This is a genomic window from Pseudomonas sp. UM16, assembly GCF_050312595.1.
Lineage (GTDB): Bacteria > Pseudomonadota > Gammaproteobacteria > Pseudomonadales > Pseudomonadaceae > Aquipseudomonas.
Genome location: NZ_JBNPJT010000019.1, coordinates 20344 through 46284 on the forward strand (window position 1 = coordinate 20344; position 25941 = coordinate 46284).

Genomic DNA, 25941 nt, shown 5'->3' on the forward strand with positions numbered 1-25941 from the left:
ACTTATAACGAGAACGCCGGTTAGCCGCAACCCGTGCCGAACCGTTGTAGAATGCCCGGCCATTGTCTTTCCGGAATCTTTAATGGATCGCCCGCGTTTTCGTCGTTACTTTCTGCACCCACGCTTCTGGCCGCTGTGGCTGGGCTTGGGGCTGCTGTGGCTGATCGTGCAGTTGCCGTATCGGGTATTGCTGGTGATCGGTCGTATGCTGGGTGCCTTGATGTACCTGGTCGCCGGTGAGCGTCGGCATATTGCTGCGCGCAACCTTGAACTGTGCTTCCCGGAACTACCGTCCGTCGAACGGCAGCGGTTGCTCAAGGAAAATTTCGCATCCACCGGCATTGCCTTCTTCGAAATGGCCATGAGTTGGTGGTGGCCAAAGGCCCGTTTGGCGCGCCTGGCGCACATCGAAGGGCTGGAGCACTTGCAGGCTGCCCAGCGTGATGGCCAAGGTGCCATTCTTATGGCCTTGCACTTCACCACCCTGGAAATCGGTGCGGCTCTGTTGGGGCAGGAACACACCATCGACGGCATGTACCGTGAGCACGGCAACCCGGTGTTCGACTTCATTCAACGCCGTGGTCGCGAACGGCACAACCTCGATTCGCTGGCAGTGGAGCGTGAAGACGTGCGCGGCATGCTCAAGCTGCTGCGCGCCGGTCGCGCGATCTGGTATGCACCGGACCAGGACTACGGCGCCAAACAGAGCCTGTTCGTGCCGCTGTTCGGTATTCAGGCTGCGACGGTGACAGCGACCACCAAGTTTGCACGTTTGGGCAAGGCCCGGGTGATTCCGTTCACCCAGCAGCGCCTGGCAGACGGCAGTGGTTATCGCCTGGTTATTCACCCACCGCTGGCGGATTTCCCTGGCGAGAGTGAAGAAGCCGACTGCCTGCGCATCAACCAATGGATTGAAGTGGCCTTGCGCGAGTGCCCGGAGCAGTATTTGTGGGCGCATCGCCGCTTCAAGTCGCGCCCGCCGGGGGAGCCCAAGCTGTACGACAAGCGGCGTTGAATCCATCGCACTCAGGAAGACCCATGTCAGCACAACCGATCACAGGATTGATCCTCTCCGGCGGTGGCGCCCGCGCCGCTTACCAGGTCGGTGTGCTGGCCGGCATTGCCGATCTGCTGCCCGCCGGTGCGGCCAATCCCTTTCCGGTGATCGTTGGCACCTCGGCCGGTGCGATCAATGCAGTGACCCTGGCCAGTGGCGCAACGCACTTTGCCGATTCGATCCGCCGCCTCACCAGCTTCTGGCAGGGCTTTCGCAGCCATCAGGTGCTGCGCAGCGATTGGCCCGGGGTGATTCGCCAAGCCAGCCGCTTTGTCGGCCACAGCCTGCTCGGCTTGGGCGCGCCGGTACCGGTGGCCTTGCTCGACAGCTCACCGCTGCGTCAGTTGCTAAACGAGCACCTGGACATCAACGGCATCGCTCAGGCCCTCGAGCAGCAGCACCTGCATGCAGTGGCAGTGACTGCCTTCGGTTATGAGTCCGGCCAGGCCGTCACCTTCTATCAGGGCCGCGGCGCCATTGATCCCTGGTTGCGTCACCGGCGCATCGGCCTGCCCACCCGCCTGAGTGTCGAGCATTTGCTGGCCAGCTCAGCCATTCCGCTGCTGTTCGCGCCGGTCAAGCTCGGTGAGGAGTACTTTGGTGATGGCGCGGTGCGTCAGTCGGCACCGATCAGCCCGGCCCTGCACCTGGGCGCCAGTCGCGTGCTGGTGGTCGGGGTCAGTGGTAACCCGCAGCGCCCGGCCGAGGGTGAGCCGCGGCCACGCTTGTTCAGCGGACAGCAACCGAGCCTGGCACAGATCGGTGGGCACATGCTCAACAGTACGTTCATTGATAGCCTGGAAGATGACATCGAGTTGCTCCAGCGCCTCAACCACCTTAGCCACTTGATGCCCGAGCACGTGGAACGGCGGCGCCTGGGCCTGGCGCCGGTGGACGTGCTGGTGGTCGCGCCAAGCCAGCCGCTGGATGAAATAGCCGCCCGTCATCGACGCGAGCTGCCGGCGGCGCTGCGTCTGTTTTTGCGGGGGCCGGGAGCGACCAAGACCAGTGGCGCCGGAGTGCTCAGCTACCTGTTGTTCGAAGCCGGTTACTGCAGCGAACTGATCGAGCTAGGCCGCCGCGACGCCCTGGCCAAGCGCCGGGAGCTGTGCAATTTCCTCGGTTTATAAACCGCTTCGGTTACTCCGCAATCTGCAACTTGCGCGCCTCGGTGTAGACGTAGCGGACCTTTTCGTATTCGAACGGTGAGTTCAGCTGGCCATAGCGGAATTTCGTGGTGTAGCGCTTGTCGACGGCACGCAGAACCACCAGTTCCGGGTGATCGCGGCTGACTTCGGCAACGTTGAGAAAGTTGGCCTGGTCCTCGACCACAAAGTCCACCACTAAGCCGCCGGTATCGCGCAGGTTCGAAGGGCCGAGAATCGGCAGCATCAGGTACGGGCCATCAGGCACGCCATAGACCCCCAGGGTCTGTCCGAAGTCTTCGCCCTGATAGGGCAGGCCCATCTTGGTCGCCGGGTCCCACAGGCCGCCCACGCCAATGATGGTATTGAGCATCAGCCGTGCAGTGATCTCCATCGAGCGCTGGCCCTTGAGCTGCAGCACGCTGTTGAACAGGTTAGGTACGTCACTCAGATTGCTGAAGAAGTTGCTTACCCCAGTGCGCACGAACGAGGGCGTAACGTAGCGGTAGCCATTGACCACCGGCAGGAACACCCACTGGTCGAAGCGGTAGTTGAAGTGGTAGATCCGCCGGTTCATCGACTCCAGCGGGTCATAGACGTTCAGTGCCGCCAGGGTCGAACGTTCGAATTCACGCTGGTCTAGCCCCGGGTTGAATTTGAGCTCTTTGAGCGGCTCGGTGAAGCCATCGGCTTCGATCACGCTGGCGCGCGGTGCGGTTTCTTGCGCAGCCTGGGCCAGTCCACTGGCAAGAAAAGCACTAGCAATCAATAGGCGTTTAACCACGGAAAAACTCCAGCATGGCGTCACTGTTAACGCGGTAGTTGAGGTTGCCGCAATGGCCGCCGTGGGGGTAGAGGGTCAAGCGATCACCAAAGGTGCTGCGCAGGAAGCCAATGTCGCCCGGGCCGAGGATGACGTCATCGGCGTTGTGCATCACGGCAATCTTCGAGCTCTGTTGCAGGTAATCCTTGAGTGCATAGAGGCTGACCTGGTCAATCAGTTGCAACAGGCTGCCACCATCGGTGCGGGCACGCCACATGGGGATGATCTGGTCAGTCATGTAGCAATCGAAGTCACACTGCAGGGCACGCTTGAAGAACGGTGTGAGGCTGCTGCTTTCGCTGATCGGGTACTGGGGCGGGGTGATCAGCCCGCGGCGGTTGATCAAGTCCGAGGTGAAGGCGATGTCAGCTGCGGAGAAACGGAACGAGGTACCGATGATCATTGCCATCTGCTCGTTGCTCAGGTGCTGGCGTGAATGCTGGAAGTCGTAGAGCAGCGCGTCATTGAGGTCGATGTAGCCTTTCTGCTGAAAGTAGCGGGTGAGCTTGTTCAGCATCAGTTCGTAGAAGGTGGTGCTGCTGTTGACGCCCTTGACTTCAGTCTGTACCAGCTTGTCGAGGTTGCTGATCGAGGTGTAGAGGTTGACCGGTGGATTGAGCAGCAGCACGCGCTTGAAATTGAAGCTGCGCCGGGTTTCATCCAGGTGGCTGACGAATGCTGCATCCAGGGCACCCAGGCTGTAGCCGCTGAGGTAGTACTCGGTGACCGGCAGGCGCGGGTGTTGGGCGCGCACGCCTTGCATGACCCGATAAAGGTCTTCGGCATCGTCTTTGCTCACCCCAGGGGTGGCGTAGCGCGAGGCCGAGGTGATGAAGTCGAAGCTGGTCGGTGAAGACAGCTGCACCACGTGGTAGCCGGCTTTGTAGAAGAGCTTCTTGAGGTATTCGTTGATGCTGCTGGCATACGGCGCACCGGTTCCGGAAATCAGAAAAATCAGCGGTGCCGGGTGGTCCTGTTCGGCCAGGCGGTATTTAAGTTGTTTCACCGCCCAGAAATTATCAGGGAGGGTGAAGGCGCGCTCCGGGCGCATGTTCAGGCTGTAGTCGGCCTGGTCGATGTCATCGTCGCTGGGCAGCTGTGGGCGCAAGTCCGGCGGCGTGGTGGCGATGGTCGCCTCGAACGGATTGGTCAGTGGGTAGCCGTAACTGGCGGCATCGATATCTTGTGCCGAAGCGGACGCACTCAGGATAAGGCCGCCCGAGAGGGCAGCGAGGCGCAGTAATCGAAGCATGACGGATCCCCAAAAAAAGCAGCAGCAAAGTGCGTTACGCAGGCTAGGACCATGATGTCCTGGGCAAAGTTGCCTGACGCTACGGCATTTATCGATCCCGATGTTGCCGTCTTCGGTTGTGGCACGGCAACAATTGGTTCCATTTATCTTCAGTTCAAAGTAGTCGAGGCTGGCGCTTTTGCCTTGCATAGACGGCTCGGCGCTTTATGCTGGGCGCCGATTTCGAAGATTCCGGAGCCTTTATGTCCCGCCGTTTGCCGCTGATCACCTTGTTGCTGTTTGTGCCCTTGTGGCTGGCAGCCAGTTACGCGGTGCGTTATGCCCTGATGGAGGATGCTCAGTGGGTCGGGGTCTGCGCCGAACAAGCACAGATCTGGCAATGTCAGGCGCGCTCGACCCTGGGCTTGATGATTCACTTCGGGGTAATCGCCTGGACCGCGCTGGGGCTGGCGTTGTTGGCGCAGGTAGTGCCTGCGCGTGCGGGGTGGCGTTTAGCGGTGCTGGCGCTGGTAGTCGCAATTCCAGCCTTGGTGCTGTACAGCGCCAGTATCGCGGTGTTCGCCCTGGTGTTGGCAGGGTTGCGCCTGGTGCGCCGCCCCCACTGAGCCCGGTGGGAGCCGGCCTTGCTGGCGATGGGATGCGCAGCAGCCCTTTTCAGGACTGGACGCGAACCCTCAGGCTACGCCACAACGCCCCCACCATCAGCACACTGACCCCCGCCCAGACCAACGCCTGTTGGTTGCTCAAGCCCTCACGGAACAGCTGCGGTGCGATCCCGGCACCGACGATGAACGCCAGCAAGCCAATCTCAGCCCGCGGTCCACGGACCGGGCGCAACAGGTAAACCACCGCCGGCAACACCAGCGCCGCACTCGGGAAACTGCGATAACGCGGATCGAAGACCAGCGCCAGCATGCTCACGGCGGCGGCAAAACCTGCAGCCAGCAACCACCCGCCGGCTCGTGCCTCAAGCCAGGCAAAGACTCGCTCGCGCCAGCCTTGCCGTTGCGACAGGGCCAAGGCGCCATGGGCGAGAACAATCAGGTTCAAGCCAGCCAGCAGCAGCGCCCAGATCCATTCGCCAACAAAGCGGCTGTTGATCCGCACCAATTCGCCCCACAGCCCCAGGCTCGCCGCGCCCAAGGCGGCCAGCAGCGGTAGCAGCAAAGCGGAGCGGGTGCCGCGCACGCGACCGGCGAGGAGCAAGGTGGCGGCAAACAACAGGCCACTGGCAATCAACCATTGCGGCCACAACGCGAGGTTGCTCACTGGCCCTTCGAGAATGCCCTTGTCCTCGCGGTCGGCGTCATACAGGCCCCAGTAACCGCCCACTGCACCTTCGCTGGCACGCTTCCACGGTTGGTCGAAGGCTTCGATCAGGTTGTAGTGCCAGCCGTGCTGTTCGGCCATGGCGACAAAGCCGCGAATGAAGCGTGCTTCGTTGACCCGGCTGGGCAGGGCAGTCTCGCGCTGACGACCCTCGCTCGGCCAGCCGGTTTCGCCAATGACGATGTCCTTGGGCGCAAACCGGTTGCCGAACACCTGGCGGATCTCACCGACATGCACCAAGGCATCATCGATACCCTTGGGGTCATCTTCCCAGTACGGCAGCAAGTGAATGGTCAGAAAATCCACGCCTGGCGCGATTTCCGGGTGCTGCAACCAGAACTCCCAGACATCGGCATAGGTCACCGGTACGCTGACTTGGCTTTTCACCTGCTTGATCAACGCGGCCAACTGCGGGCCGGTGACTTCCTTGCGCAGCAGCGCTTCGTTGCCGACGATCACCGCCTTGACCACATCCGGGTTGGCGTTGGCGGCGGCGATCAGGGCCTTGACCTCTTTCTGGGTGTCGACCGGGTTGGCGTTGACCCAGGCGCCGAGCATGACTTTCAAGCCGTGCTTGCGCGCCAGTTGCGGGATCGCCTCAAGCCCTGTCATCGAATAGGTGCGGATGCATTCAAAGCGCTGCGACAGCAGCGCCAGATCGGCGTCCATGCGCGCCGGGCGTAGCTGGAACGGCTGGTCGAACGGCGACTGGTCCTTGTCGAACGGTGTGTACGAGGCACACTGCAGCTTGTGCGAGGCACTGGCCGCGTCGGGTAGCACCACCGACTTGCCCAGCCCGTACCAGAGCCCTCCCAGCGCAAACAGGCCGAGCAGGCAGGCAAACAGATAGGGCAGTATCGGGAAGCGGGCAGTCGAAGACATGGATCGGACCGTCAGAGAGCAAAGCCGCCAATAGTACCTGCAAATGGCACGGGCTAAAGCCTTGGCCGGCAAACTAATCTGCGCTGGATGTTGCTTGATGTATCCATTGGTTGCTGGCGATGTGATGTCGCTTGTCGTTGCCTGGAGGTCGCTACCAGAGCAGGTCAGCGGGCATCAGCAGTTGATCATGCAGGTTCCGTGACGCGACGAGGGGAAGCTTTGATGAAAATGCGACGACTCCTGGGGCTGGGCACCGCCCTGGCAATGGCCATTGGCGCTGCATCAGCGATGGCCAAGGAAGTGAGCATCGGCTACGTCGATGGCTGGTCCGACAGTGTGGCGACCACCAACGTGGCAGCCGAAGTGATCAGACAGAAGCTCGGTTATGACGTCAAACTGCAGGCCGTTGCCACCGGGATCATGTGGCAGGGGGTGGCCACCGGTAAGCTCGATGCGATGATGTCGGCCTGGCTACCCGTGACCCACGGCGACTATTGGACCAAGAACAAGGACAACGTGGTCGACTACGGCCCCAACTTCAAGGATGCCAAGATCGGTCTGATCGTCCCCGAATACGTCAAGGCGAAATCGCTGGAAGATCTCAAGGGCGACGATAGCTTCAAAAAAAGGATTGTTGGCATCGACGCCGGCTCTGGCGTGATGCTCAAGACCGATCAGGCTATCAAGGACTACGACCTGAGCGGCTATAAGCTCCAGGCCAGTTCCGGTGCAGCGATGACCGCAGAGTTGGGGCGTGCGTACGCCAAGCAGCAATCGATCGCCGTGACCGGCTGGGTGCCGCACTGGATGTTCGCCAAGTGGAAGCTGAAATTCCTCGAAGACCCCAAAGGCGTATACGGCGCCGCTGAAACCGTCAACAGCATCGGCAGCAAGCAGCTGGACAGCAAGGCCCCGGAAGTCGCAGCGTTCCTGAAAAAATTCCAGTGGCAGTCCAAGGATGAAATCGGCGAGGTCATGTTGGCCATTCAAGAGGGCGCAAAACCCGAAGCCGCCGCCAAGGATTGGGTCGCCAAACACCCGGAACGCGTCGCCGAGTGGACCGCCAAATAATGGCTTAAGGCTTCTATCTGGCACCTTCCATGGCCGCAACACCGCTAACGGTGTTGCGGCCCTTGTCGTTACTGGCTGTTACCGATTTGGTAAAAGAGTTTTGCATCTAAGACTAAGGTCGTCTGGAGTGCGTCCAAAGGCAGCATAAAGTGGAGCGGGTACTACCTAATCTGTGCTGCGAGGACAAAAACAATGAACGACAGCATTTATCTCTCGATACAAAACAGCTCGCGGTTCAAAGAGCTGGTGTCAAAGCGCGAACGTTTCGCCTGGATTCTCTCGGCGATCATGCTCGGCCTCTACTCCGCTTTCATCCTGTTGATCGCCTATGGCCCGCACTTATTGGGTGCCAAGCTCAGCCCTGACTCGTCGATTACCTGGGGGATTCCTCTTGGTGTCGGCTTGATCCTCTCGGCCTTCGTTCTTACTGCCATTTATGTGCGTCGCGCCAACGGTGAGTTCGATGAGATGAACAAAGCGATTCTCAAGGAGGCACAGCAATGATCCGGCGTCTTCTGGCAACCCTGGCCTTCGGCGTGTTCGCACCTGCCGTCTGGGCCGCCGACGCCCTCACCGGCGAGGTGCACAAGCAACCCTTGAACGTTGCGGCGATCCTCATGTTCGTCGCCTTCGTCGGTGCCACCCTGTGCATTACCTACTGGGCTTCTAAACGTAACAAGTCCGCTTCTGACTATTATGCCGCCGGCGGGCGTATCACCGGTTTTCAGAACGGCCTGGCGATTGCTGGTGACTACATGTCGGCAGCGTCCTTCCTGGGTATTTCCGCCCTGGTGTTCACCTCTGGCTATGACGGCCTGATCTACTCGATCGGCTTCCTGGTCGGCTGGCCGATCATTCTCTTCCTGATCGCCGAGCGCCTGCGCAACCTGGGTAAATACACCTTTGCCGACGTGGCCTCGTATCGCCTCGGGCAAAAAGAAATCCGCACCCTGTCGGCCTCCGGCTCGCTGGTGGTGGTGGCGTTCTACCTGATCGCGCAAATGGTCGGTGCCGGCAAGCTGATCCAGCTGCTGTTCGGTCTGGACTATCACGTTGCGGTGATCCTGGTCGGTATCCTGATGTGCATGTACGTGCTGTTCGGCGGCATGCTGGCTACCACCTGGGTGCAGATCATCAAGGCGGTGTTGCTGCTCTCCGGTGCCAGCTTCATGGCGCTGATGGTGATGAAACACGTCAACTTCGACTTCAACGCGCTGTTCTCCGAAGCCATCAAGGTTCACCCTAAAGGTGAAGCGATCATGAGCCCGGGTGGTCTGGTCAAAGATCCGATCTCGGCCTTCTCCCTGGGCCTGGCGCTGATGTTTGGTACCGCTGGTCTGCCGCACATCCTGATGCGCTTCTTCACCGTCAGCGACGCCAAAGAAGCGCGTAAGAGCGTGCTCTACGCTACCGGTTTCATCGGCTACTTCTACATCCTGACCTTTATCATCGGCTTTGGCGCGATCCTGTTGGTCAGCACCAACCCTGACTTCAAAGACGCTGCTGGCGCCCTGATCGGTGGCAACAACATGGCCGCGGTGCACCTGGCCGATGCCGTCGGTGGCAGTATTTTCCTCGGCTTTATCTCGGCGGTGGCGTTTGCGACCATCCTGGCGGTAGTGGCTGGCCTGACGCTGGCCGGTGCTTCGGCGGTGTCCCACGACCTGTATGCCAGCGTAATCAAGAAAGGCAAGGCCAACGAGAAGGATGAGATCCGCGTCTCGAAGATCACCACCATCGCCCTGGCGATTCTGGCCATTGGCTTGGGTATCTTGTTCGAAAGCCAGAACATCGCCTTCATGGTCGGCCTGGCGTTCTCGATTGCGGCCAGTTGCAACTTCCCGGTACTGCTGCTCTCGATGTACTGGAAAAAGCTGACCACCCGTGGCGCCATGATCGGTGGCTGGATGGGCCTGGTCAGTGCTGTGGCACTGATGATTCTCGGCCCGACCATCTGGGTGCAGATCCTCGGCCACGAGAAAGCCATCTACCCGTACGAGTACCCAGCGCTGTTTTCGATGCTCATCGCCTTTGTTGGGATCTGGTTCTTCTCGATCACTGACAAGTCCAAGGCGGCTGATGAAGAACGTGCGCTGTTCTTCCCGCAGTTCGTTCGCTCGCAAACTGGCCTGGGTGCCTCAGGTGCGGTTTCGCACTGATTGACCCCCTGGCTGTAACCAGACAACGCCCCGCTTGCCGGGGCGTTGTCTTTTGCGCTAATGGCATTCTGAAGTCGTTGGGAAATTTCCCAAGTTTGGTCGGAACGGTCCTATTCTTTGGCGACAGTCACTTACGAATAATTCTCCTTGTTGACGACGCAACGTCGCTCAGCGTTCACCCTATAAGGAGATTGATTCGTGAAACGTATGTTACTTGCCTTCCCTCTGGCTCTACTCAGCGTTGGCTCGGCTTATGCCGTCGAGCCCATCGAGAAGCAGGTTCAAATCACCGCCCAGGTCCCCACTGATGCCTTCTACGTCGAACCTGTGGGCGGCAACTGGATGAATGACCCGCAGGAAATGGCCTGGAACTCGTTCCGCAGCGAGCTGCAACCGATCCGTAAGCAGCTGCAGGTCAAGAGCACGATCGGCCCGATTTCCGCCTACCTGCTTTCACCTGCGGTCGTCGCCAGCGGTAGCAACTGCATCGGCCTGGACGTCAAGGTGGCTGACACCGTGTTGACCACTACCACCGCCGAGGTCGTCAGCGCCGCCCAGGCTGCCCCTGGCGCCGTCATCGGTTTTGAGGCCGCGGCTCAGGCGGCGGGTGCCGGCGGCTACGAGCCGGGCAACTATCAGGGGCTGGTAAGCATGATGTTCGAGACCGCTGCTCCCTAACAGACGTCGCCAAGCTTTTCACCCATCCGTTATTACCTGCCCTGTTCCGCGGTGTTTATCCGCGGGTGAGGGCGGGTATTGCATGCAAGCGACACCATGCCAACTATGCATACCTTCTTCGTTTCGATCAGCTGGCTGCTCGTCTGCCTGTTGTTGGTTCCGGCCAGTGCGGCGGCGTCCAGCGTGCTTGGTGGCCGGGCTCAGGTTCAGGGCCTGCCACGGGAATTCGAAGAACACCTCTTCGACGTGCCTCTGGCTGTACGTGTTGACCTTGATGGCCGCTATTTGGGCGATGCCATGGTCGTGCTCAGCCGTGACGAGCGCGTGCAGTTGCTCGAGTTCACCGAGACCCAGGAAAGCCAGCGTGGGGTAGTGGCCAGCCCGGCTCGCCTGATTGTGCCGGCCCAGGGCACTCAGGCTGTGCGCGTGCTGTATCGCGGTACGCGGGATAGAGAGCGCTATTTCCGCCTGCGCTTCATACCGGTGTTGCCGGAAAGCGGCGATGGCTTTGCTGTCGATGCGCAAGATGCTGAACGTTATCGCGAGCAGCTCAAGGCGGGTGTCAATCTCCTGGCCGGCTACGGCTCGCTGTTGTTTGTACGACCCGGCGAGGCGCGTTTCCAAACGCCGGTGCGGCGTCAGGACGGGCAACTGACAGTTATCAACGAAGGTCACACGACCGTAGTGCTCGACCATTTTCCCCAATGCTCGACGCCGAATCAGACCTGCGAACCGGCCACTAAACACCACCTGCTACCGGGGCGCAGCCGGCAGTTCGACGGTGAGTCGGATAAGGTGCATCAGTTCGAACTGCATGAAGGGGAAAACCTTCAGCTTATGGTGCTCAAGGGATGAGTGCCTGCACGCTGACTCAACCGTATGACGGTGAGCCTGCCCATTACCTATGCCAAGAAAACCACCAAAGGCGCGGCGGACTCGCGAGATGAGTACTTCCTGCAGCTGCCAGGACGCAGGGAGGTTGATGTTTTCCATGATCAGACCGGCGAGCCGCGACGCATGAACTTCCAGTGGACGGCTATCAGTCAGCAGGTGCTGGCATCGAGCCAGATTCGCCATCCTCTTTATCAGTTTGATCTGCACGGTGGTTGCTCCCCAGCAGGCCACATCGCCCAGTTCCGGCCAGCTCTCGTCACTTACCTGTGGGACGTAGGTAGCCCACAACCTCCCGGTGCGTGCTGGGCCAACGGCAAAAATGCACCAGTTGGGCAAGTCGAAGTCGCCAAGGTTTTGGACACCAGTGCAGCCTACGCCATGGACATACCGCCGCCGTACCGATTGAAAGCTGGCACCTACCGCGGCAGCCTGACCTACAGCATCGGCCCCGGCGGCGACTTTGATTTTGGCAACGATGCCACCGAACTTAGTGGAGACAGTTTGACTGTCAACTTTGTGCTCGACGTGCAGCACGCCTTCATTTTCGAGTTCCCGCCGGGCTCGGATCGCGCCGTACTGGAGCCTCAAGGCGGCTGGGATGCCTGGCTGACCGGCGCACGCCGGCCTGGGCGGCTCTACCGGGACTTGCCGTTTCGACTCTGGTCGACCGGGCCGTTCAAGGTTTACAAACAGTGTCAGTACGAGGACGGCGACCGCTGTGGTATCCGTAACGATGACAGCGATCAGGTCCCCGTAACGATCGCGCTCAGCCTGCCGGCGGATGTTGAGCATCGGGGCGGGGCGGTCAGCCGATTGGCGCTGCCTACTGGCCGGTCTGCGGCCCTGCAGTTCGAGGCCGCGACTCCCACCCTTAATCGAGCGGGCCAGCTGCACTTCGAGGTTGCACGTGACGATGTTGGCAGCATGCTCGCCCACCCGGCGGTACCTACACAGGCCAGGTGACAGTGGTATTCGATGCAGAGTTGTAGGACGCCGAATTTCCAGTGAGGAAGGACCATGTATAGAGCATTTGATCTGCGGGAACTGAGCAAGGCTGTCAGGGCGGTGCCGTCCGGCTACACCTATTTTCCCGAGGTGGTGCTCAGTTCGATTAATCAGCAGGATTTGCGGGCCACCGAAGCGCAGTGCATCGCCCGCTTGAGCGACCGTGAGGTGTTGATACTGCAGCAACTGGCTCGTGGCTTGAGCAACAAGGCAATCGGCGAAGCCATGTTGCTCAGCAACCAGACCATCAGTACCTACAAAACGCGTTTGATCGAGAAACTCAGGGTCAAGTCGCTGATCGACCTCGCCGATCTGGCACGGCGCAACCTGTTGATATAACCCGAGCGCTTCCTCAGGGGCGCTACCTGTAGAAGCCTGAGTACGCGGGCTCCTACAGGTAACGCCTGGGTCATATCATGCCGAGTAAGAGCAATACCAGCAGGACCACCAGCACCACACCGATGACACCGGACGGGCCATAGCCCCAACTTCTGGAGTGCGGGAAGACAGGTAAGCCACCAATCAACAGCAGTATCAGAATGATGATGAGTATGGTGCCCATGGCAGTATCCTTGTTTGGCTTGAGGGGGTAGGCGTTTCAGTTCAATCCTGCTGTTCGGCCATGTAATTCATGCCCGCCTGTTAATTCCGACTCCTGTCCGCGACGAAAAGTTTAATAAACCGGTTTCACCCCTGTTTGCCCGGGTCATTCAGCATCCTGATACAGCGTGGGTGCGGCGCTTGCCTTCGCTACACTGGCGCTAACTTTCCAGAACCGTACAAGGCATCCGGCTATGCAAAACCGCATGATGATTACTGGCGCAGGCTCCGGGCTCGGCCGTGAGATCGCGCTGCGCTGGGCACGCGAGGGCTGGCAACTGGCGTTGGCGGATGTCAACGAAGCGGGCCTGAAAGACACCCTGGCACGGGTCAAAGAGGCGGGTGGCCAAGGCTTTGTACAACGCTGCGATGTGCGCGACTACAGTCAACTCACGGCACTGGCCCAGGCCTGTGAAGAGAAGTTTGGCGGTATCGATGTCATCGTCAACAACGCCGGGGTTGCCTCGGGTGGCTTCTTCTCGGAACTGTCACTGGAAGACTGGGAGTGGCAGTTGTCGGTCAACCTGATGGGTGTGGTCAAGGGGTGCAAGGCCTTCTTGCCGATGCTTGAGCGCAGCAAAGGCCGGATTATCAACATCGCGTCAATGGCGGCGTTGATGCAGGGGCCGGCGATGAGTAACTACAACGTGGCCAAGGCCGGCGTACTGGCGCTGTCGGAGAGCTTGCTGATCGAGTTGCGCCAACTCCACGTTGCAGTACATGTGGTGTGCCCGTCGTTCTTCCAGACCAACTTGCTCGATTCGTTCCGCGGCCCGACCCCGGCGATGAAAGCCCAGGTTGGCAAATTGCTGGAAAGCTCGCCGATTAGCGCCGCCGAGATTGCCGAGTATATTTTCGCCCAGGTTGCAGAGGGCCAGTTCCTGATTCTGCCGCATGAACTGGGGCGTGACGCCTGGCAGCTCAAGCAGCGCAATCCACAGGTGATTTACGACGAGATGGCGACCATGGCCGAAAAAATGCGCGCCAAAGCCAAACCGGCGTCCTAGGCGTTGTAGATGGACTGACTGTCAAGAAGTTGGACAGGTTACCCTAGGCCCTTTTTAACGGTGCCGGGGTTGCGGGCGTGATCAATTACTTGTGGTTTTTCCTTGCGGCGGTCTTCGAGATCGCCGGGTGCTATGCCTTTTACATGTGGCTGCGACTAGGCAAGAGCGGCTGGTGGATTGCCCCGGCGCTGCTCAGCCTGACCCTGTTCGCCCTGATCCTTACCCGCGTCGAGGCCGCTTACGCCGGGCGCGCCTACGCCGCCTACGGTGGCATCTACATCGTCACGTCGTTGCTGTGGCTGGCGCTGGTCGAACGTGCTCGGCCGCTCGGCAGCGATTGGATCGGCGCGCTGCTGTGTGTGTTGGGGGCCAGTATCATTGTGTTGGGACCGCGCCTGCAGAGTGCTTAAACAGCGAAAATCTGTAGGTAAATTCGTCAATCAAAGTAGGACTGGTCTATTTGTTTGACGAAGGATTGTGGCGCTCTGCCACCCCGTGCAGTCTCCGAATTCTCAGCGTTAGGGAGGATCGGAGCATGTTGGTTATAGGCCGCGAAGTAGGCGAGGTCATCGCCATTGATGAACACATCAAGGTCAAGGTGCTCTCGGTAGAGGGCAACGTGGTGCGCTTCGGTATCAGCGCACCGCGCGAGATTGAGGTGCATCGAGCAGAAATCTATCGGCGGATAGCCGAGCTGTCAGGCAAGGGTTCAGATTGATCCGTCGAACAGTTCTTTGGGCACGTCGTGCTTGGCCAACAGTTGGCATTGCTGGCTTTCGAGGTCGAAGAGGATGAAAGCCTGCTGTTTGGCCAAGGCCTGGCGCACGCGCAACACGCGGGTTTCCAGCGGGGTGTCGTCGCCGTTGTCGGTGCCGTCGCGGGTGACGAAGTCCTCGATCAGGCGCGTGAGGGTCTCGGCTTCGAGTTGGTCGTAGGGAATCAGCATATGCAAGACAGGTTTGGCGAAGTGAGCACCCATGCTACGCGAAACCTGTCCTGGCTGTGTAGGCGCTAGTGCTTGATGCCGACCAGACTGTCGACCGCAGGCACGCGGGTTTCGGTTTCCATCTGCGCGTCGTGTTCAAGCTGATGGCTGAAACTTTCCAATGAACTGCCGGTGGCGTGCGAGTCGCTGGCAAATACCGGCGGGCTGAGCAGGTAGGCCGTGAGCAGGCGGCTCAGTGCTGCCAGGCTGTCGATATGGGTTCGTTCATAGCCGTGGGTGGCATCGCAACCAAAGGCCAGCAGCGCGGTACGGATGTCGTGACCGGCAGTGATCGCCGAGTGAGCGTCGCTAAAGTAATAGCGAAATACATCGCGGCGTGCCGGCAGTTCGTTGTCACGGGCCAGCTTGAGCAGATGGCGCGACAGGTGATAATCGTAAGGGCCGGCCGAGTCTTGCATGGCGACGCTGACGGCATGCTCGCTGGAGTGCTGGCCGGGCGCGACCGGGGCGATATCAATGCCGACAAACTCGCTGACATCCCAGGGCAGGGCGGCAGCAGCGCCTGAGCCGGTTTCCTCTGTGATGGTGAACAGTGGGTGGCAGTCAATCAATGGCTGGGCGTCGCTGTCGACCACGGCTTTGAGCGACGCCAGCAGCGCCGCTACGCCTGCTTTGTCATCCAAGTGGCGGGCGCTGATGTGACCGCTTTCGGTGAACTCCGGCAGCGGGTCGAAAGCGACAAAATCACCGATATCGATGCCCAGTGACTGACAGTCGGCACGGGTCGCACAGTAGGCGTCGAGGCGCAGCTCAATGTGTTCCCAGCTCACCGGCATCTGGTCGATGGCGGTGTTGTAAGCGTGCCCGCTGGCCATCAACGGCAGGACGCTGCCACGCAGCACGCCGTTGTCGGTAAACACACTGACGCGGCTGCCTTCGGCGAAACGACTGGACCAGCACCCCACCGGCGCTAGCGACAGTCGGCCGTTGTCCTGGATCGCCCGCACGCTGGCGCCGATGGTATCCAGGTGCGCCGACACGGCGCGGTCCGGTGAGCTCTTGCGCCCTTTGAGGGTGGCGCGGATGGTGCCGCGGCGGGTCAGCTCGAAAGGGATGCCGAGTTCTTCCAGGCGCTCGGCGACATAGCGCACGATGGTGTCGGTAAAACCGGTGGGGCTGGGGATGGCGAGCATCTCCAGCAAGACTTTCTGCAGGTAATTGAGATCGGGTTCCGGCAGTTGTTCGGGCATGCGGCCTCCTGGGCTCATGGCGTCGGTTTGCTGTGTGGGAACAGCAAGTCGACGAAGCGTTCGGCGGTGGGTTGCGGTTCGTGGTTGGCCAGGCCAACGCGTTCGTTGGCTTCGATGAACACGTGCTCGGGCTGATCGGCGGCCTTGACCATCAGATCGAAACCGACCACGGGAATATCGAGGGCGCGGGCGGCACGCACGGCAGCATCAACCAATTGCGGATGCAGGCGCTCGGTGACGTCTTCCAGACAACCGCCGGTGTGCAGGTTGGCAGTGCGCCGTACGGTGAGGCGCTGGCCAGCGGGCAGCACGGTGTCGTAATCGACCCCAGCAGCGTGCAGGGTGCGCTGGGTTTCTTCATCCAGTGGGATGCGGCTTTCGCCGCCGGTAGCGGCCTGGCGTCGGCGGCTTTGCGCTTCGATCAAGGCACCCACGGCATGCTGGCCGTCGCCAACGATCTGCGCCGGATGACGAATGGCGGCGGCGACCACTTCAAAGCCGATCACCACGATGCGCAAATCCAGGCCCTCGTGGAAACTCTCCAGCAACACGTTGCTGTCGAAACGTCGAGCGTTTTCCACCGCCTGGTTGATCTCTTCCAGGCTGGTCAGATTGACCGCCACCCCTTGGCCTTGCTCACCGTCCAGCGGCTTGACCACCACCGCGCCGTGGTCTTCGAGAAACGCCAGGTTGTCGTCGGCATTGCCGGCCAGTTGCTGCGCCGGCAGTTGCAGCCCGGCGTTGTTCAGCACCTTGTGGGTCAGGCTCTTGTCCTGGCACAGGGTCATGCTTACAGCGCTGGTCAGGTCACTGAGCGATTCGCGGCATCGCACCCGCCGTCCGCCCAGGCTAAGGGTGAACAGCCCGCGCTCGGCGTCATCGACCTGCACATCGATGCCGCGCCGATACGCTTCTTCGACGATGATCCGGGCGTAGGGATTGAACCCGGCTTCAGGCCCTGGGCCAAGGAACAGCGGCTGGTTGATGCCGTTCTTGCGCTTGACCGCGAAGGTCGGCAGGGTGCGAAAACCGAGCTTGGCATACAAGCGTTTGGCCTGGCGATTGTCGTGCAGCACCGACAGGTCCAGGCAGCTCAGGCCGCGGCTCATGAAGTGCTCGATCAAGTGCCGCACCAGCACTTCGCCGACCCCAGGCCGGGTACAGTGCGGGTCTACCGCCAGGCACCAGAGGCTGCTGCCATGCTCGGGGTCGGCAAAGGCCTTGTGATGATTCAGACCCATGACACTACCGATCACCGCGCCATTGTCTTCGTCCTCGGCCAACCAATACACCGGCCCACCGAGGTGGCGCGGGGTCAGCAGCGCTGGGTCGATCGGCAGCATGCCCCGGGCCAGGTACAGGGCATTGATCGCCTGCCAATCGCTGTCACTCTGCACGCGGCGGATTCGAAAACCACGAAACACCCGCTGCGCCGGGCGGTAGTCGCTGAACCACAGGCGCAGGGTGTCGGAGGGGTCGAGGAACAGCTGTTGCGGTGCCTGGGCCAGTACTTGCTGCGGCGCCGCCACGTACAGGGCGATGTCCCGCTCGCCGGGCCGCTCCTCTTGCAGGGCGATGGCCAGGCTTTGCGGATCGGGGAAGGTGTGGCCGATCAGCAACCGCCCCCAGCCGCAATGCAATGACCGCGGCTGATCGTGAGGTTGACTGCCGTCGCCAGCCAATTGCGCCTGCAAGCGCTCATAGGACGGCACCTGGCCGCGCAGCAGACGCTGGCCATAAGGTGATGCGTGGGCTTTCATCGGTCAGATTCCTTGCTCGCTGAGCCACAGGTTCAAGGCTGCCAGTTGCCACAGTTTCGAGCCGCGTAACGGCGTCAGTTGGCCATGCGGATCGCTGAGCAGGCGGTCCAGCGCTGCCGGCTCGAACAGGCCGCGGTCCTGGCTGGGGTCCAGCAGCAGCTCGCGCACCCAGTCCAGAGTTGCCCCTTGCAGATGCTTGAGGCCTGGCACCGGGAAGTAACCTTTCTTGCGGTCAATCACTTCGCTGGGAATGACCAGGCGCGCCGCTTCCTTGAGCACCTGTTTGCCGCCGTCGGGCAGCTTGAAGCACCCCGGGATGCGCGCCGACAATTCCACCAGTCGGTAGTCGAGAAACGGCGTGCGTGCTTCCAGGCCCCAGGCCATGGTCATGTTGTCGACCCGTTTGACCGGGTCATCGACCAGCATCACTGTGCTGTCCAGGCGCAGTGCCTTGTCCACCGCCGCGCTGGCACCTGGCTGGGCGAAGTGCTGGCGGACAAAATCGCCGGCGGCGTCGTGATCGAGTCGCCACGGCTGCTGGACGGTGGTGGCGTAGTCGTCATAGCTGCGGTCGAAGAAGGCGTCGCGATAGGCGTTATAAGGGCTCTGCGTGCCATCCACCTGCGGGTACCAGTGATAGCCGGCGAACAACTCGTCGGCGCCCTGGCCGCTTTGCACCACCTTGCAGTGCTTGGCCACTTCGCGCGACAACAGGTAGAACGCGATGCAGTCGTGGCTGACCATCGGCTCGCTCATGGCGCGGAACGCGGCCGGCAGTTGCTCGATGATTTCCCGTTCGTCAATGCGCAACTGGTGATGACGAGTGCCGTAGTGGCGCGCGATCAGATCGGAGTACTGGAACTCGTCACCGCGTTCGCCACCGGCATCCTCGAAGCCGATGGAGAAGGTCGACAGGTCTTCGACACCGACTTCGCGCAGCAGGCCGACGAGCAGGCTCGAATCCACCCCACCCGAAAGCAGCACGCCGACATCCACGGCGGCGCGTTGACGGATTGCCACGGCCTCGCGGGTGCTTTCCAGTACCCGGTCGCGCCAGTCTTCCAGGGTCAGATCGTGTTCGTCGGAGCGCGGGCCGTAATGCAACTGCCACCAGACTTGCTGTTCAACCCGGCCCTGAGCATCGACGCGCATCCAGGTGGCCGGTGGCAGCTTCTGGACATTGGCCAGCAAGGTGCGCGGGGCGGGCACCACGGCATGAAAATTCAGGTAGTGGTTGAGGGCGACCGGATCGAGCATTGGGTTGATGTCGCCACCCTGCAACAAGGCCGGCAGGCTTGAAGCGAAGCGCAGGCGTTCGCCGTTGCGCGACAAGTACAAGGGCTTAACTCCCAGGCGGTCGCGAGCAAGGAACAGCTGCTGACTGTCACGCTCCCAGATCGCCAGGGCGAACATGCCGTTCAGGCGCGGCAGCAGCTCGGCGCCCCAGGCGTGGTAGCCCTTGAGCAGCACTTCGGTGTCGCCCTCGGAATAGAACGCGTAACCCAGGCTTTCCAACTCGCTGCGCAGTTCCGGGAAATTGTAGATAGCGCCGTTGAAGGCCAGTGACAGACCCAACTGGTTGTCGACCATCGGCTGCGCCGAGCCGTCGGACAGGTCCATGATTTTCAGCCGACGATGGCCCAGCGCAATCGGTCCCTGGCTATGAAAGCCCCAGGCATCGGGGCCGCGAGGCGCCAGGTGATGGGTTATTCGCTCGACCGCGGCGAGGTCCGCCGGGCGTGGTGGGTGGTCTACAGGGGTGAAACGAAACTCTCCAGCTAATCCGCACATAAGTCCTTACCGGTTTTGCCGTTGGGGAAGGTGCCAATACACAGGCACAAGGAAACTGACCTAGCGCCATCGTGAGAGTTTTAGAACAATAAGTTATAAAGCGCAGCCACAAGCGGCAAGTTACAAGCCGCAAGCGAGAATCACCCCGATCCACTTACCGCTTATAGCTTGCCGCTTGCCGCTGTTTTCCCTCTTATTAGCTCGCGCAGCATGAAGCGATTCGGGTGGCAGGCCTCGGCGACGCTTCGCGGCAGCGGCAAGGGGGCGTTGTCGGCCCAGGCGGCGATCAGTTCGCCGGACAAGGGCGCGGTAATCAGCCCGCGTGAGCCATGCCCGCTGTTGATGTACAAGCCCTCGAGCCACGGGCAGGGCGTGGCCGGTATTTGCCGGGCATCTTTGGCCAACACCGCATAGCACTGTGCGAATGCCTGCTGGTCGGCCAGTGGGCCGACGATCGGCAGGTAGTCAGGGCTGGTGCAGCGAAAGGCGGCGCGGCCCTGCAGGGTGTGCGGATCGATCCGGTGGGCGTTCAGACGTTCGGCCAGGTCACTGGAAATCTCCTCCAGCAAGGCCAGGTTGCCGATGTGTTCGCCAGCGGTCGGGGTCAGGTCGATGTTGTGAAAGTCGAAACTGGCGCCCAGAGTATGTTCGCCCTCACGTGGCGGCGCGACGTAACCTTCGGCGCACACCACGCAGTTCAAGGCCTGGCTTGGCGCCGTGGCTGGCAGGCGGGTGACTTGGCCGCGAATACGTTTGAGCGGCAGGTTCGCGCAGGGTTCGAAACGCTGAATCTCGGCAGCAGTGGCCAGCACCACCAGCGGTGCACTGGCCAGCAGCTTGTCGCTTTCCCAGGCCTGCCAAAGGTCGTCGACCTTACGCAGCTCCAGCACCTGATGGTGGGTTAGCACGGTGATGTTGGGGTGCTGCAGTTGAACCTGGCACAAGGCCGGTGGATGCACCCAGCCCCCTTCTGGATAGTACAGCCCGCCGCTGGCCAAGCTTACTCCTGCGACGGACTCGGCCTGCTCACGGCTCAGGCGTTGCAACAACTGCGGGTTAAAGGCTTCGGCCAGCAGCGTCTGGCGTTGGCCTTCTTTGGCGTCGAAGGCCAGTTGCAAGACCCCACAGCCATCCCAGTCGCGGCCACGCTGCAGCGTCTCAAGCAAGCGCCGGGTGTAACCGAAGCCACTGAGGATCAAGCGCGACAAGGCGGTGCCATGGGCGGAAAGCTTGAGGTAGAGCACCCCTTGCGGGTTACCCGATGCTTCGGCCGCTGGCGTTGCATGGCGCTCCAGAACCTGCACCTGCCAGCCGCGCGCTGCCAGGCTCGCCGCCGTGGCGCAACCGGCCAGGCCCGCGCCGATGACCAGGGCCTGACGCGGGCCGGGCAGGGCTGCGGGGCGGGCGAACCAAGGGGCACTGGCTGGCAATTGCAGCTCGGCGGGGCGGCCGCGGAAGGCGCCTCGCAGGATCTCCCACTTCTTGCCGATACCGGGTATGCGCTTCATCTCGAAGCCTACGGCGATTAGGCCACGGCGCACCCAACCGGTGCTGGTGAAAGTACCCAGGGTCGCATTGGCCGCTGACAGCCGTCCGACCTCAGTGAACAGTTCCGGGGTCCACATTTGCGGGTTCTTGGCCGGGGAAAAGCCGTCGAGGAACCAGGCATCGACCTCGGCATCCAGTTGTGGCAACTGCTCCAGCACATCGCCGATGATCAGCGTCAGGCGTACCCGGCCCTGGTCGAAGACGAAGGTCTGGAAGCCGTCATGCACCGCCACGTAGTGCGCCAGTAGTTGGCTACTGAAGGGCTCCAGCTCCGGCCACAGGGCCAGGGCGCGGGTCAGGTCGGTGTGGCTGAGCGGGTACTTCTCGACACTGATGAAGTGCAGGCGTGCGTCAGGACTCGCACACTCGCTGAACAGTTGCCAGGCACAGAAGAAGTTCAGCCCGGTGCCGAAGCCGGTTTCACCAATCACCAGGCACTGTCCGGGGGCCATCGTGCTGAAGCGCTGGCGCAAATTGTTCTGTTCGATGAACACATGACGGGTCTCTTCCAGGCTCTGATCCTTGGAGAAGTAAATGTCATCGAACTGGCGTGAGTGGGGACGGCCCTGGTCGTCCCAGTCGATCTGGGCGTAGTGGGTTACTTCGGTCATGGTCGGCTCAGGCATGTCTAGAGCGGCATTTTAGCTTACCCGGACAAACTCTACCCGGATCCGCTAGTCTTGCTTATCCATGTAGGGAGCCTGGTATGTTCGAATCCGCTGAAATTGGTCACGCCATCGACAAACAAACCTACGACGCCGAGGTGCCGGCGCTGCGTGAGGCCTTGCTTGAGGCGCAATACGAACTCAAGCAACAGGCGCGTATCCCGGTGATTGTGCTGATCAATGGCATTGAAGGCGCCGGCAAGGGCGAAACGGTAAAGCTGCTCAACGAGTGGATGGACCCGCGCTTGATCGAAGTGCGCACCTTTGACCAACAAACCGATGAGGAGCTTGCCCGGCCACCGGCCTGGCGCTACTGGCGGGCACTGCCGGCCAAGGGGCGGATGGGCGTGTTCTTCGGCAACTGGTACAGCCAGATGCTGCAGGGCCGCGTGCATGGCGAGTTCAAGGACGCCGTACTTGACCAGGCGATCCGCGGCGCTGAACGCCTGGAAGAGATGCTCTGCGATGAAGGCGCGCTGATCTTCAAGTTCTGGTTTCACCTGTCCAAGAAACAGATGAAAGCACGCCTCAAGGCGCTCAAGGAAGATCCGTTGCACAGCTGGCGCATCAGCCCGCTGGACTGGCAGCAGGAGGAAACCTATGACCGTTTCGTGCGCTTCGGCGAGCGCGTTCTGCGCCAGACCAGCCGCGACTATGCCCCTTGGCATGTGATCGAAGGGGTTGATCCGCATTATCGCAGCCTGGCGGTCGGGCGCATTTTACTGGAAGGGTTGCAGGCGGCGCTAAAGGTCCAGCATGCGCCGCTACATCACACCAACATTGCGCCGCTGGGCAGGAGCATTGATGAGCGCAGCCTGGTGGATAGCCTGGACCTGAGTCTGAGCCTGAGCAAAAGTGACTATCAGGAGCAACTGATCAGCGAGCAGGCGCGTCTGGCTGGCTTGCTGCGCGACAAGCGCATGCGCCGCCATGCACTGATTGCGGTGTTCGAAGGCAACGATGCGGCGGGCAAGGGCGGTGCCATCCGCCGCGTCGCCGATGCGCTGGACCCACGTCAGTACCGCATCGTGCCGATTGCCGCGCCCACCGAAGAAGAACGTGCGCAACCGTACCTATGGCGGTTCTGGCGGCACATTCCGGCGCGTGGCAAGTTCACTGTGTTCGACCGTTCCTGGTATGGCCGGGTACTGGTCGAGCGGGTCGAGGGCTTTTGCAGTCAAGCCGACTGGATGCGCGCCTACGGTGAGATCAACGATTTTGAAGAACAGTTGGTCAATGCCGGGGTGGTGCTGGTCAAGTTCTGGCTGTCGATTGATGAGCAGACGCAGCTTGAGCGCTTTCAGGAGCGTGAGCAGATTCCGTTCAAACGCTTCAAAATCACCGAAGAAGACTGGCGCAACCGCGAAAAGTGGGGTGAGTACGCTGAAGCGGTGGGCGATATGGTCGACCGTACCAGTTCCGCAATTGCACCCTGGACGCTGGTCGAGGCCAATGACAAGCGCTGGGCCCGGGTCAAGGTGCTGCGCACCATCAACAACGCGTTGGAGGCAGCGTTCAAGAAAGACAAGAAATAGGCGCTATTTCCTGTGGCAGACGGCCTTGCCAGCGATGCGGACGACGCGCAGGAACTGAGGGAATGAAATACTGAATTCTTTTCCGCAATTGTACCTGTCGGCCCGCATGCCCAGCCCGTAGAATTCAGCCTCCCCCCTCCACAGGGCTTTTGAGGCTGTTATGCATATTTCTTCCGGACGCTGGGTCTACGGTCTGTCGCTGTCATTACTGACCGCCTTGCTCTGGGGCATTCTGCCGATCAAGCTCAAACAGGTGCTGCAGGTGATGGACCCGATCACTGTCACCTGGTTTCGCCTGGCGGTTTCCGGCGGCCTGTTGTTTGCCTGGCTGGCCGCCAGCAAGCGCCTGCCGAGGTTCAACCGCCTCGGGCGCAAGGGCTGGGGCCTGGTGGCGTTGGCCACCTGCGGGCTGGTCGGCAACTATGTGTTGTACCTGATGGGCCTGAACCTGCTCAGCCCCGGCACCGCGCAATTGGTGGTGCAGCTTGGCCCGGTGCTGTTGCTGGTGGCCAGTGTATTCCTGTTCAAAGAGCGCTTCAGCCTCGGCCAAGGCATCGGCCTGCTCATCCTGCTGATGGGCTTTGGCCTGTTTTTCAATCAGCGCCTGGAAGAGCTGTTGACCTCCCTTAGCGTGTACACCACCGGTGTGCTGACGATCATTCTGGCCACCACGATCTGGGTGTTCTACGCCCTGAGCCAGAAGCAACTGTTGACGGTGTGGAATTCGATGCAGGTGATGATGGTTATCTACCTGTGCTGTGCGGTGCTCCTGACACCGTGGGTGCACCCGCTTGAAGCGCTGCAACTCAGCCCGCTGCAAGGGTGGCTGTTGCTCGCCTGCTGCCTCAATACGCTGGTGGCCTACGGCGCTTTCGCCGAAGCGCTGGCGCACTGGGAAGCCTCGAAAGTCAGCGCCACCTTGGCACTGACGCCGCTGGTGACCTTTGTCGCCGTAGCCTTGGCCGCCTGGTTCTGGCCTGACTATGTGCATGCCGAGCAAATCAATTCGTTGGGCTATATTGGTGCGCTGGTGGTGGTACTGGGCTCAGCACTGACCGCGCTGGGCCCGTCGCTGATGGCCGGTTGGCGGGCCAGGCGCCTGCGCCTGGCCCGGTAAGCTCAACCTTTCTTGCCTGGTTCGAGCATGTCTTGCGGGCGTACCCACTCGTCAAACTGCTGATTGCTCAGGTAGCCGAGACTCAAGGCCGCTTCACGCAAGGTGGTGCCTTCGCTATAGGCCTTCTTGGCAATTTCCGCGGCCTTGTCGTAGCCGATATGCGGGTTGAGCGCGGTGACCAGCATCAGCCCGCGCTCCAGGTGCGCGGCCATCTGTTCGGCATCCGGTTCAATACCGGCCACGCAATGCTGCTGGAAGTTGCGACAACCGTCAGCCAGCAGCTCGATCGACTGCAGCAGGTTGTGAATGATCACCGGCTTGAACACGTTCAGTTGCAGATGGCCTTGGCTGGCGGCAAAGCCAATGGCGGTGTCGTTGCCCAGCACCTGGCAGGCCAACATCGACAGCGCCTCGCATTGGGTCGGGTTGACCTTGCCGGGCATGATCGAGCTGCCGGGTTCATTGGCTGGCAGGCGCACTTCAGCAAGCCCGGTACGTGGGCCGGAGCTGAGCAGGCGCAGGTCGTTGGCCAGTTTCATCAACGCCACCGCCAAGGTTTTCAGGCCACCTGCCAGGGTGGTCAGCGGTTCATGCCCGGCGAGGGCGGCAAACTTGTTTGGCGCGGTGACGAAGGGTAAGCCGGAGAGGGCGGCAAGTTCGGCGGCAATGGCTTCGGCAAACCCGTGTGGGGCATTCAGCCCGGTGCCGACCGCCGTGCCACCCTGGGCCAGTTCACACACGGCCGGCAGGGCGCTGCGAATCGCCCGCTGGGCATAATCGAGTTGTGCGACATAGGCCGAGACTTCCTGGCCGAAGGTGATCGGCGTGGCGTCCATCATGTGTGTACGGCCGGTCTTGACCAGGTGCTGGTGACGCGCCGCCAGCTCCGCCAACCCCGATGACAGTTCGGCGATCGCCGGGAGCAGATGGTGCTGGACCGCTTGGGCGGCGGCGATGTGCATGGCGGTGGGGAAGCAATCGTTGGAGCTTTGTGAGCGATTGACATGATCGTTGGGGTGTACCGGAACCTTGCCACCACGGCCCTTGCCCGCCAGTTCGTTGGCACGCCCGGCAATCACTTCATTGACGTTCATGTTGCTCTGGGTGCCGCTGCCGGTCTGCCAGACGACGAGTGGAAACTGGTCGTCGAGCTGGCCGTCGAGCACCTCATCAGCCGCCTGTTCGATCAGCCGGGCAATGTTGGCCGGCAGGTCACCGTTGCGGTCGTTGACGCGTGCAGCGGCTTTTTTGATCATCGCCAGGGCATGCAAAACAGCCAGGGGCATGCGTTCTTTACCGATGGCGAAGTTGATCAGCGAGCGTTGCGTCTGGGCACCCCAATAGGCTTGCTCAGGAACTTCGACCTCGCCCAGGCTGTCAGTTTCGATACGGCTCATGCTGCGCTCACTCCCTTGTGGTCTGAATTC

At 61.1% G+C, this 25941-nt stretch carries 24 protein-coding genes and 1 pseudogene; 15 read left to right on the top strand and 10 right to left on the bottom strand.

Going from position 1 to position 25941, the window contains the following annotated elements; all coding sequences use genetic code 11:
• Positions 1-82 precede the first annotated feature (82 nt).
• Together ACQRAX_RS20990 and ACQRAX_RS20995 are read left to right on the top strand one after the other, a co-directional pair.
• The gene (locus ACQRAX_RS20990; protein WP_412041214.1) at positions 83-1015 is read left to right on the top strand and encodes a lipid A biosynthesis lauroyl acyltransferase; all 933 of its coding nucleotides are present in this window, start codon (positions 83-85) and stop codon (positions 1013-1015) included.
• Between the two features lie 23 nt (positions 1016-1038).
• Positions 1039-2187 carry a patatin-like phospholipase family protein gene (locus ACQRAX_RS20995; RefSeq protein ID WP_412041213.1) on the top strand — a complete coding sequence of 383 codons (1149 nt, stop codon included), beginning with the start codon at positions 1039-1041 and terminating at the stop codon, positions 2185-2187.
• A 10-nt stretch (positions 2188-2197) separates the two neighbouring features.
• Here ACQRAX_RS20995 and ACQRAX_RS21000 read toward each other — a convergent pair whose 3' ends face one another.
• The gene (locus tag ACQRAX_RS21000) at positions 2198-2986 is read right to left on the bottom strand and encodes an MlaA family lipoprotein (RefSeq protein ID WP_412041212.1); all 789 of its coding nucleotides are present in this window, start codon (positions 2984-2986) and stop codon (positions 2198-2200) included.
• Positions 2979-4277, bottom strand: coding sequence for a serine/threonine protein kinase (locus ACQRAX_RS21005; protein WP_412041211.1), 1299 nt, complete (start codon positions 4275-4277; stop codon positions 2979-2981). The genes ACQRAX_RS21000 and ACQRAX_RS21005 overlap by 8 nt, the downstream gene beginning before the upstream one ends.
• Before the next feature lie 242 nt (positions 4278-4519).
• Between ACQRAX_RS21005 and ACQRAX_RS21010 the strand changes: the two genes are divergently transcribed.
• A complete protein-coding gene (locus ACQRAX_RS21010) occupies positions 4520-4882 on the top strand; it encodes a hypothetical protein (RefSeq protein ID WP_412041210.1) in 363 nt (120 codons plus the stop codon).
• Positions 4883-4931: 49 nt separating this feature from the next.
• Here ACQRAX_RS21010 and ACQRAX_RS21015 read toward each other — a convergent pair whose 3' ends face one another.
• Entirely contained in the window at positions 4932-6488 is a 1557-nt protein-coding gene (locus tag ACQRAX_RS21015) for a beta (1-6) glucans synthase (protein ID WP_412041209.1), read from the bottom strand.
• Positions 6489-6710: 222 nt separating this feature from the next.
• On the opposite strand from ACQRAX_RS21015, the gene ACQRAX_RS21020 reads away from it, so the two are divergent.
• The 7 genes and pseudogenes from ACQRAX_RS21020 to ACQRAX_RS21050 form a co-directional block, all read left to right on the top strand.
• On the top strand, positions 6711-7559 hold the full coding sequence (locus ACQRAX_RS21020) for a glycine betaine ABC transporter substrate-binding protein (RefSeq protein WP_412041208.1): 849 nt from the start codon (positions 6711-6713) through the stop codon (positions 7557-7559).
• Positions 7560-7751: 192 nt separating this feature from the next.
• Positions 7752-8063 carry a DUF485 domain-containing protein gene (locus ACQRAX_RS21025; protein ID WP_412041207.1) on the top strand — a complete coding sequence of 104 codons (312 nt, stop codon included), beginning with the start codon at positions 7752-7754 and terminating at the stop codon, positions 8061-8063.
• The gene (locus ACQRAX_RS21030; protein ID WP_412041206.1) at positions 8060-9718 is read left to right on the top strand and encodes a cation acetate symporter; all 1659 of its coding nucleotides are present in this window, start codon (positions 8060-8062) and stop codon (positions 9716-9718) included. Before ACQRAX_RS21025 ends, ACQRAX_RS21030 begins: the two co-directional genes overlap by 4 nt.
• Before the next feature lie 198 nt (positions 9719-9916).
• A complete protein-coding gene (locus tag ACQRAX_RS21035; protein WP_412041205.1) occupies positions 9917-10396 on the top strand; it encodes a CS1 type fimbrial major subunit in 480 nt (159 codons plus the stop codon).
• Between the two features lie 96 nt (positions 10397-10492).
• The gene (locus tag ACQRAX_RS21040) at positions 10493-11251 is read left to right on the top strand and encodes a molecular chaperone (RefSeq protein ID WP_412041204.1); all 759 of its coding nucleotides are present in this window, start codon (positions 10493-10495) and stop codon (positions 11249-11251) included.
• Positions 11252-11275: 24 nt separating this feature from the next.
• Positions 11276-12253: a hypothetical protein gene (locus ACQRAX_RS21045; RefSeq protein ID WP_412041203.1), complete on the top strand. Its 978-nt coding sequence runs from the start codon at positions 11276-11278 to the stop codon at positions 12251-12253.
• Between the two features lie 69 nt (positions 12254-12322).
• Positions 12323-12634: pseudogene (locus tag ACQRAX_RS21050) on the top strand (LuxR C-terminal-related transcriptional regulator); the annotation flags it as partial.
• Positions 12635-12704: 70 nt separating this feature from the next.
• On the opposite strand, the gene ACQRAX_RS21055 reads toward ACQRAX_RS21050, so the two are convergent.
• The gene (locus ACQRAX_RS21055) at positions 12705-12857 is read right to left on the bottom strand and encodes a DUF3309 family protein (protein WP_045180117.1); all 153 of its coding nucleotides are present in this window, start codon (positions 12855-12857) and stop codon (positions 12705-12707) included.
• Between the two features lie 232 nt (positions 12858-13089).
• Between ACQRAX_RS21055 and ACQRAX_RS21060 the strand changes: the two genes are divergently transcribed.
• The 3 genes from ACQRAX_RS21060 (at position 13090) to csrA (ending at position 14620) form a co-directional block, all read left to right on the top strand.
• Entirely contained in the window at positions 13090-13902 is an 813-nt protein-coding gene (locus ACQRAX_RS21060) for an SDR family oxidoreductase (protein ID WP_412041202.1), read from the top strand.
• Positions 13903-13979: 77 nt separating this feature from the next.
• A complete protein-coding gene (locus ACQRAX_RS21065; protein WP_038608269.1) occupies positions 13980-14312 on the top strand; it encodes a YnfA family protein in 333 nt (110 codons plus the stop codon).
• 125 nt (positions 14313-14437) lie between these two features.
• Positions 14438-14620 (top strand): carbon storage regulator CsrA, encoded by a 183-nt coding sequence (gene csrA, locus ACQRAX_RS21070; protein WP_412041201.1) that lies wholly within the window; start codon positions 14438-14440, stop codon positions 14618-14620.
• Here csrA and ACQRAX_RS21075 read toward each other — a convergent pair.
• The 5 genes from ACQRAX_RS21075 to mnmC all read right to left on the bottom strand — a co-directional run bounded on the left by ACQRAX_RS21075 (position 14612) and on the right by mnmC (position 21808).
• Entirely contained in the window at positions 14612-14848 is a 237-nt protein-coding gene (locus tag ACQRAX_RS21075; protein ID WP_412041235.1) for a YheU family protein, read from the bottom strand. The genes csrA and ACQRAX_RS21075 overlap by 9 nt on opposite strands.
• Positions 14849-14913: 65 nt before the next feature.
• Positions 14914-16098, bottom strand: a complete 1185-nt coding sequence (locus ACQRAX_RS21080) for an osmoprotectant NAGGN system M42 family peptidase (RefSeq protein WP_412041200.1) — start codon at positions 16096-16098, stop codon at positions 14914-14916.
• Between the two features lie 14 nt (positions 16099-16112).
• Positions 16113-17858, bottom strand: a complete 1746-nt coding sequence (ngg, locus tag ACQRAX_RS21085; protein WP_412041199.1) for an N-acetylglutaminylglutamine synthetase — start codon at positions 17856-17858, stop codon at positions 16113-16115.
• Positions 17859-17861: 3 nt separating this feature from the next.
• The gene (locus ACQRAX_RS21090) at positions 17862-19649 is read right to left on the bottom strand and encodes an N-acetylglutaminylglutamine amidotransferase (RefSeq protein ID WP_412041198.1); all 1788 of its coding nucleotides are present in this window, start codon (positions 19647-19649) and stop codon (positions 17862-17864) included.
• 161 nt (positions 19650-19810) lie between these two features.
• The gene (gene mnmC, locus ACQRAX_RS21095; protein WP_412041197.1) at positions 19811-21808 is read right to left on the bottom strand and encodes a bifunctional tRNA (5-methylaminomethyl-2-thiouridine)(34)-methyltransferase MnmD/FAD-dependent 5-carboxymethylaminomethyl-2-thiouridine(34) oxidoreductase MnmC; all 1998 of its coding nucleotides are present in this window, start codon (positions 21806-21808) and stop codon (positions 19811-19813) included.
• Positions 21809-21903: 95 nt separating this feature from the next.
• Between mnmC and pap the strand changes: the two genes are divergently transcribed.
• Both pap and ACQRAX_RS21105 read left to right on the top strand, forming a co-directional pair.
• Positions 21904-23397: a polyphosphate:AMP phosphotransferase gene (gene pap / locus ACQRAX_RS21100; protein ID WP_412041196.1), complete on the top strand. Its 1494-nt coding sequence runs from the start codon at positions 21904-21906 to the stop codon at positions 23395-23397.
• A gap of 160 nt (positions 23398-23557) precedes the next feature.
• A complete protein-coding gene (locus ACQRAX_RS21105; protein WP_412041195.1) occupies positions 23558-24514 on the top strand; it encodes a DMT family transporter in 957 nt (318 codons plus the stop codon).
• 2 nt (positions 24515-24516) lie between these two features.
• Here ACQRAX_RS21105 and ACQRAX_RS21110 read toward each other — a convergent pair whose 3' ends face one another.
• Positions 24517-25911, bottom strand: a complete 1395-nt coding sequence (locus ACQRAX_RS21110) for a class II fumarate hydratase (RefSeq protein ID WP_412041194.1) — start codon at positions 25909-25911, stop codon at positions 24517-24519.
• Positions 25912-25941: the final 30 nt, after the last annotated feature.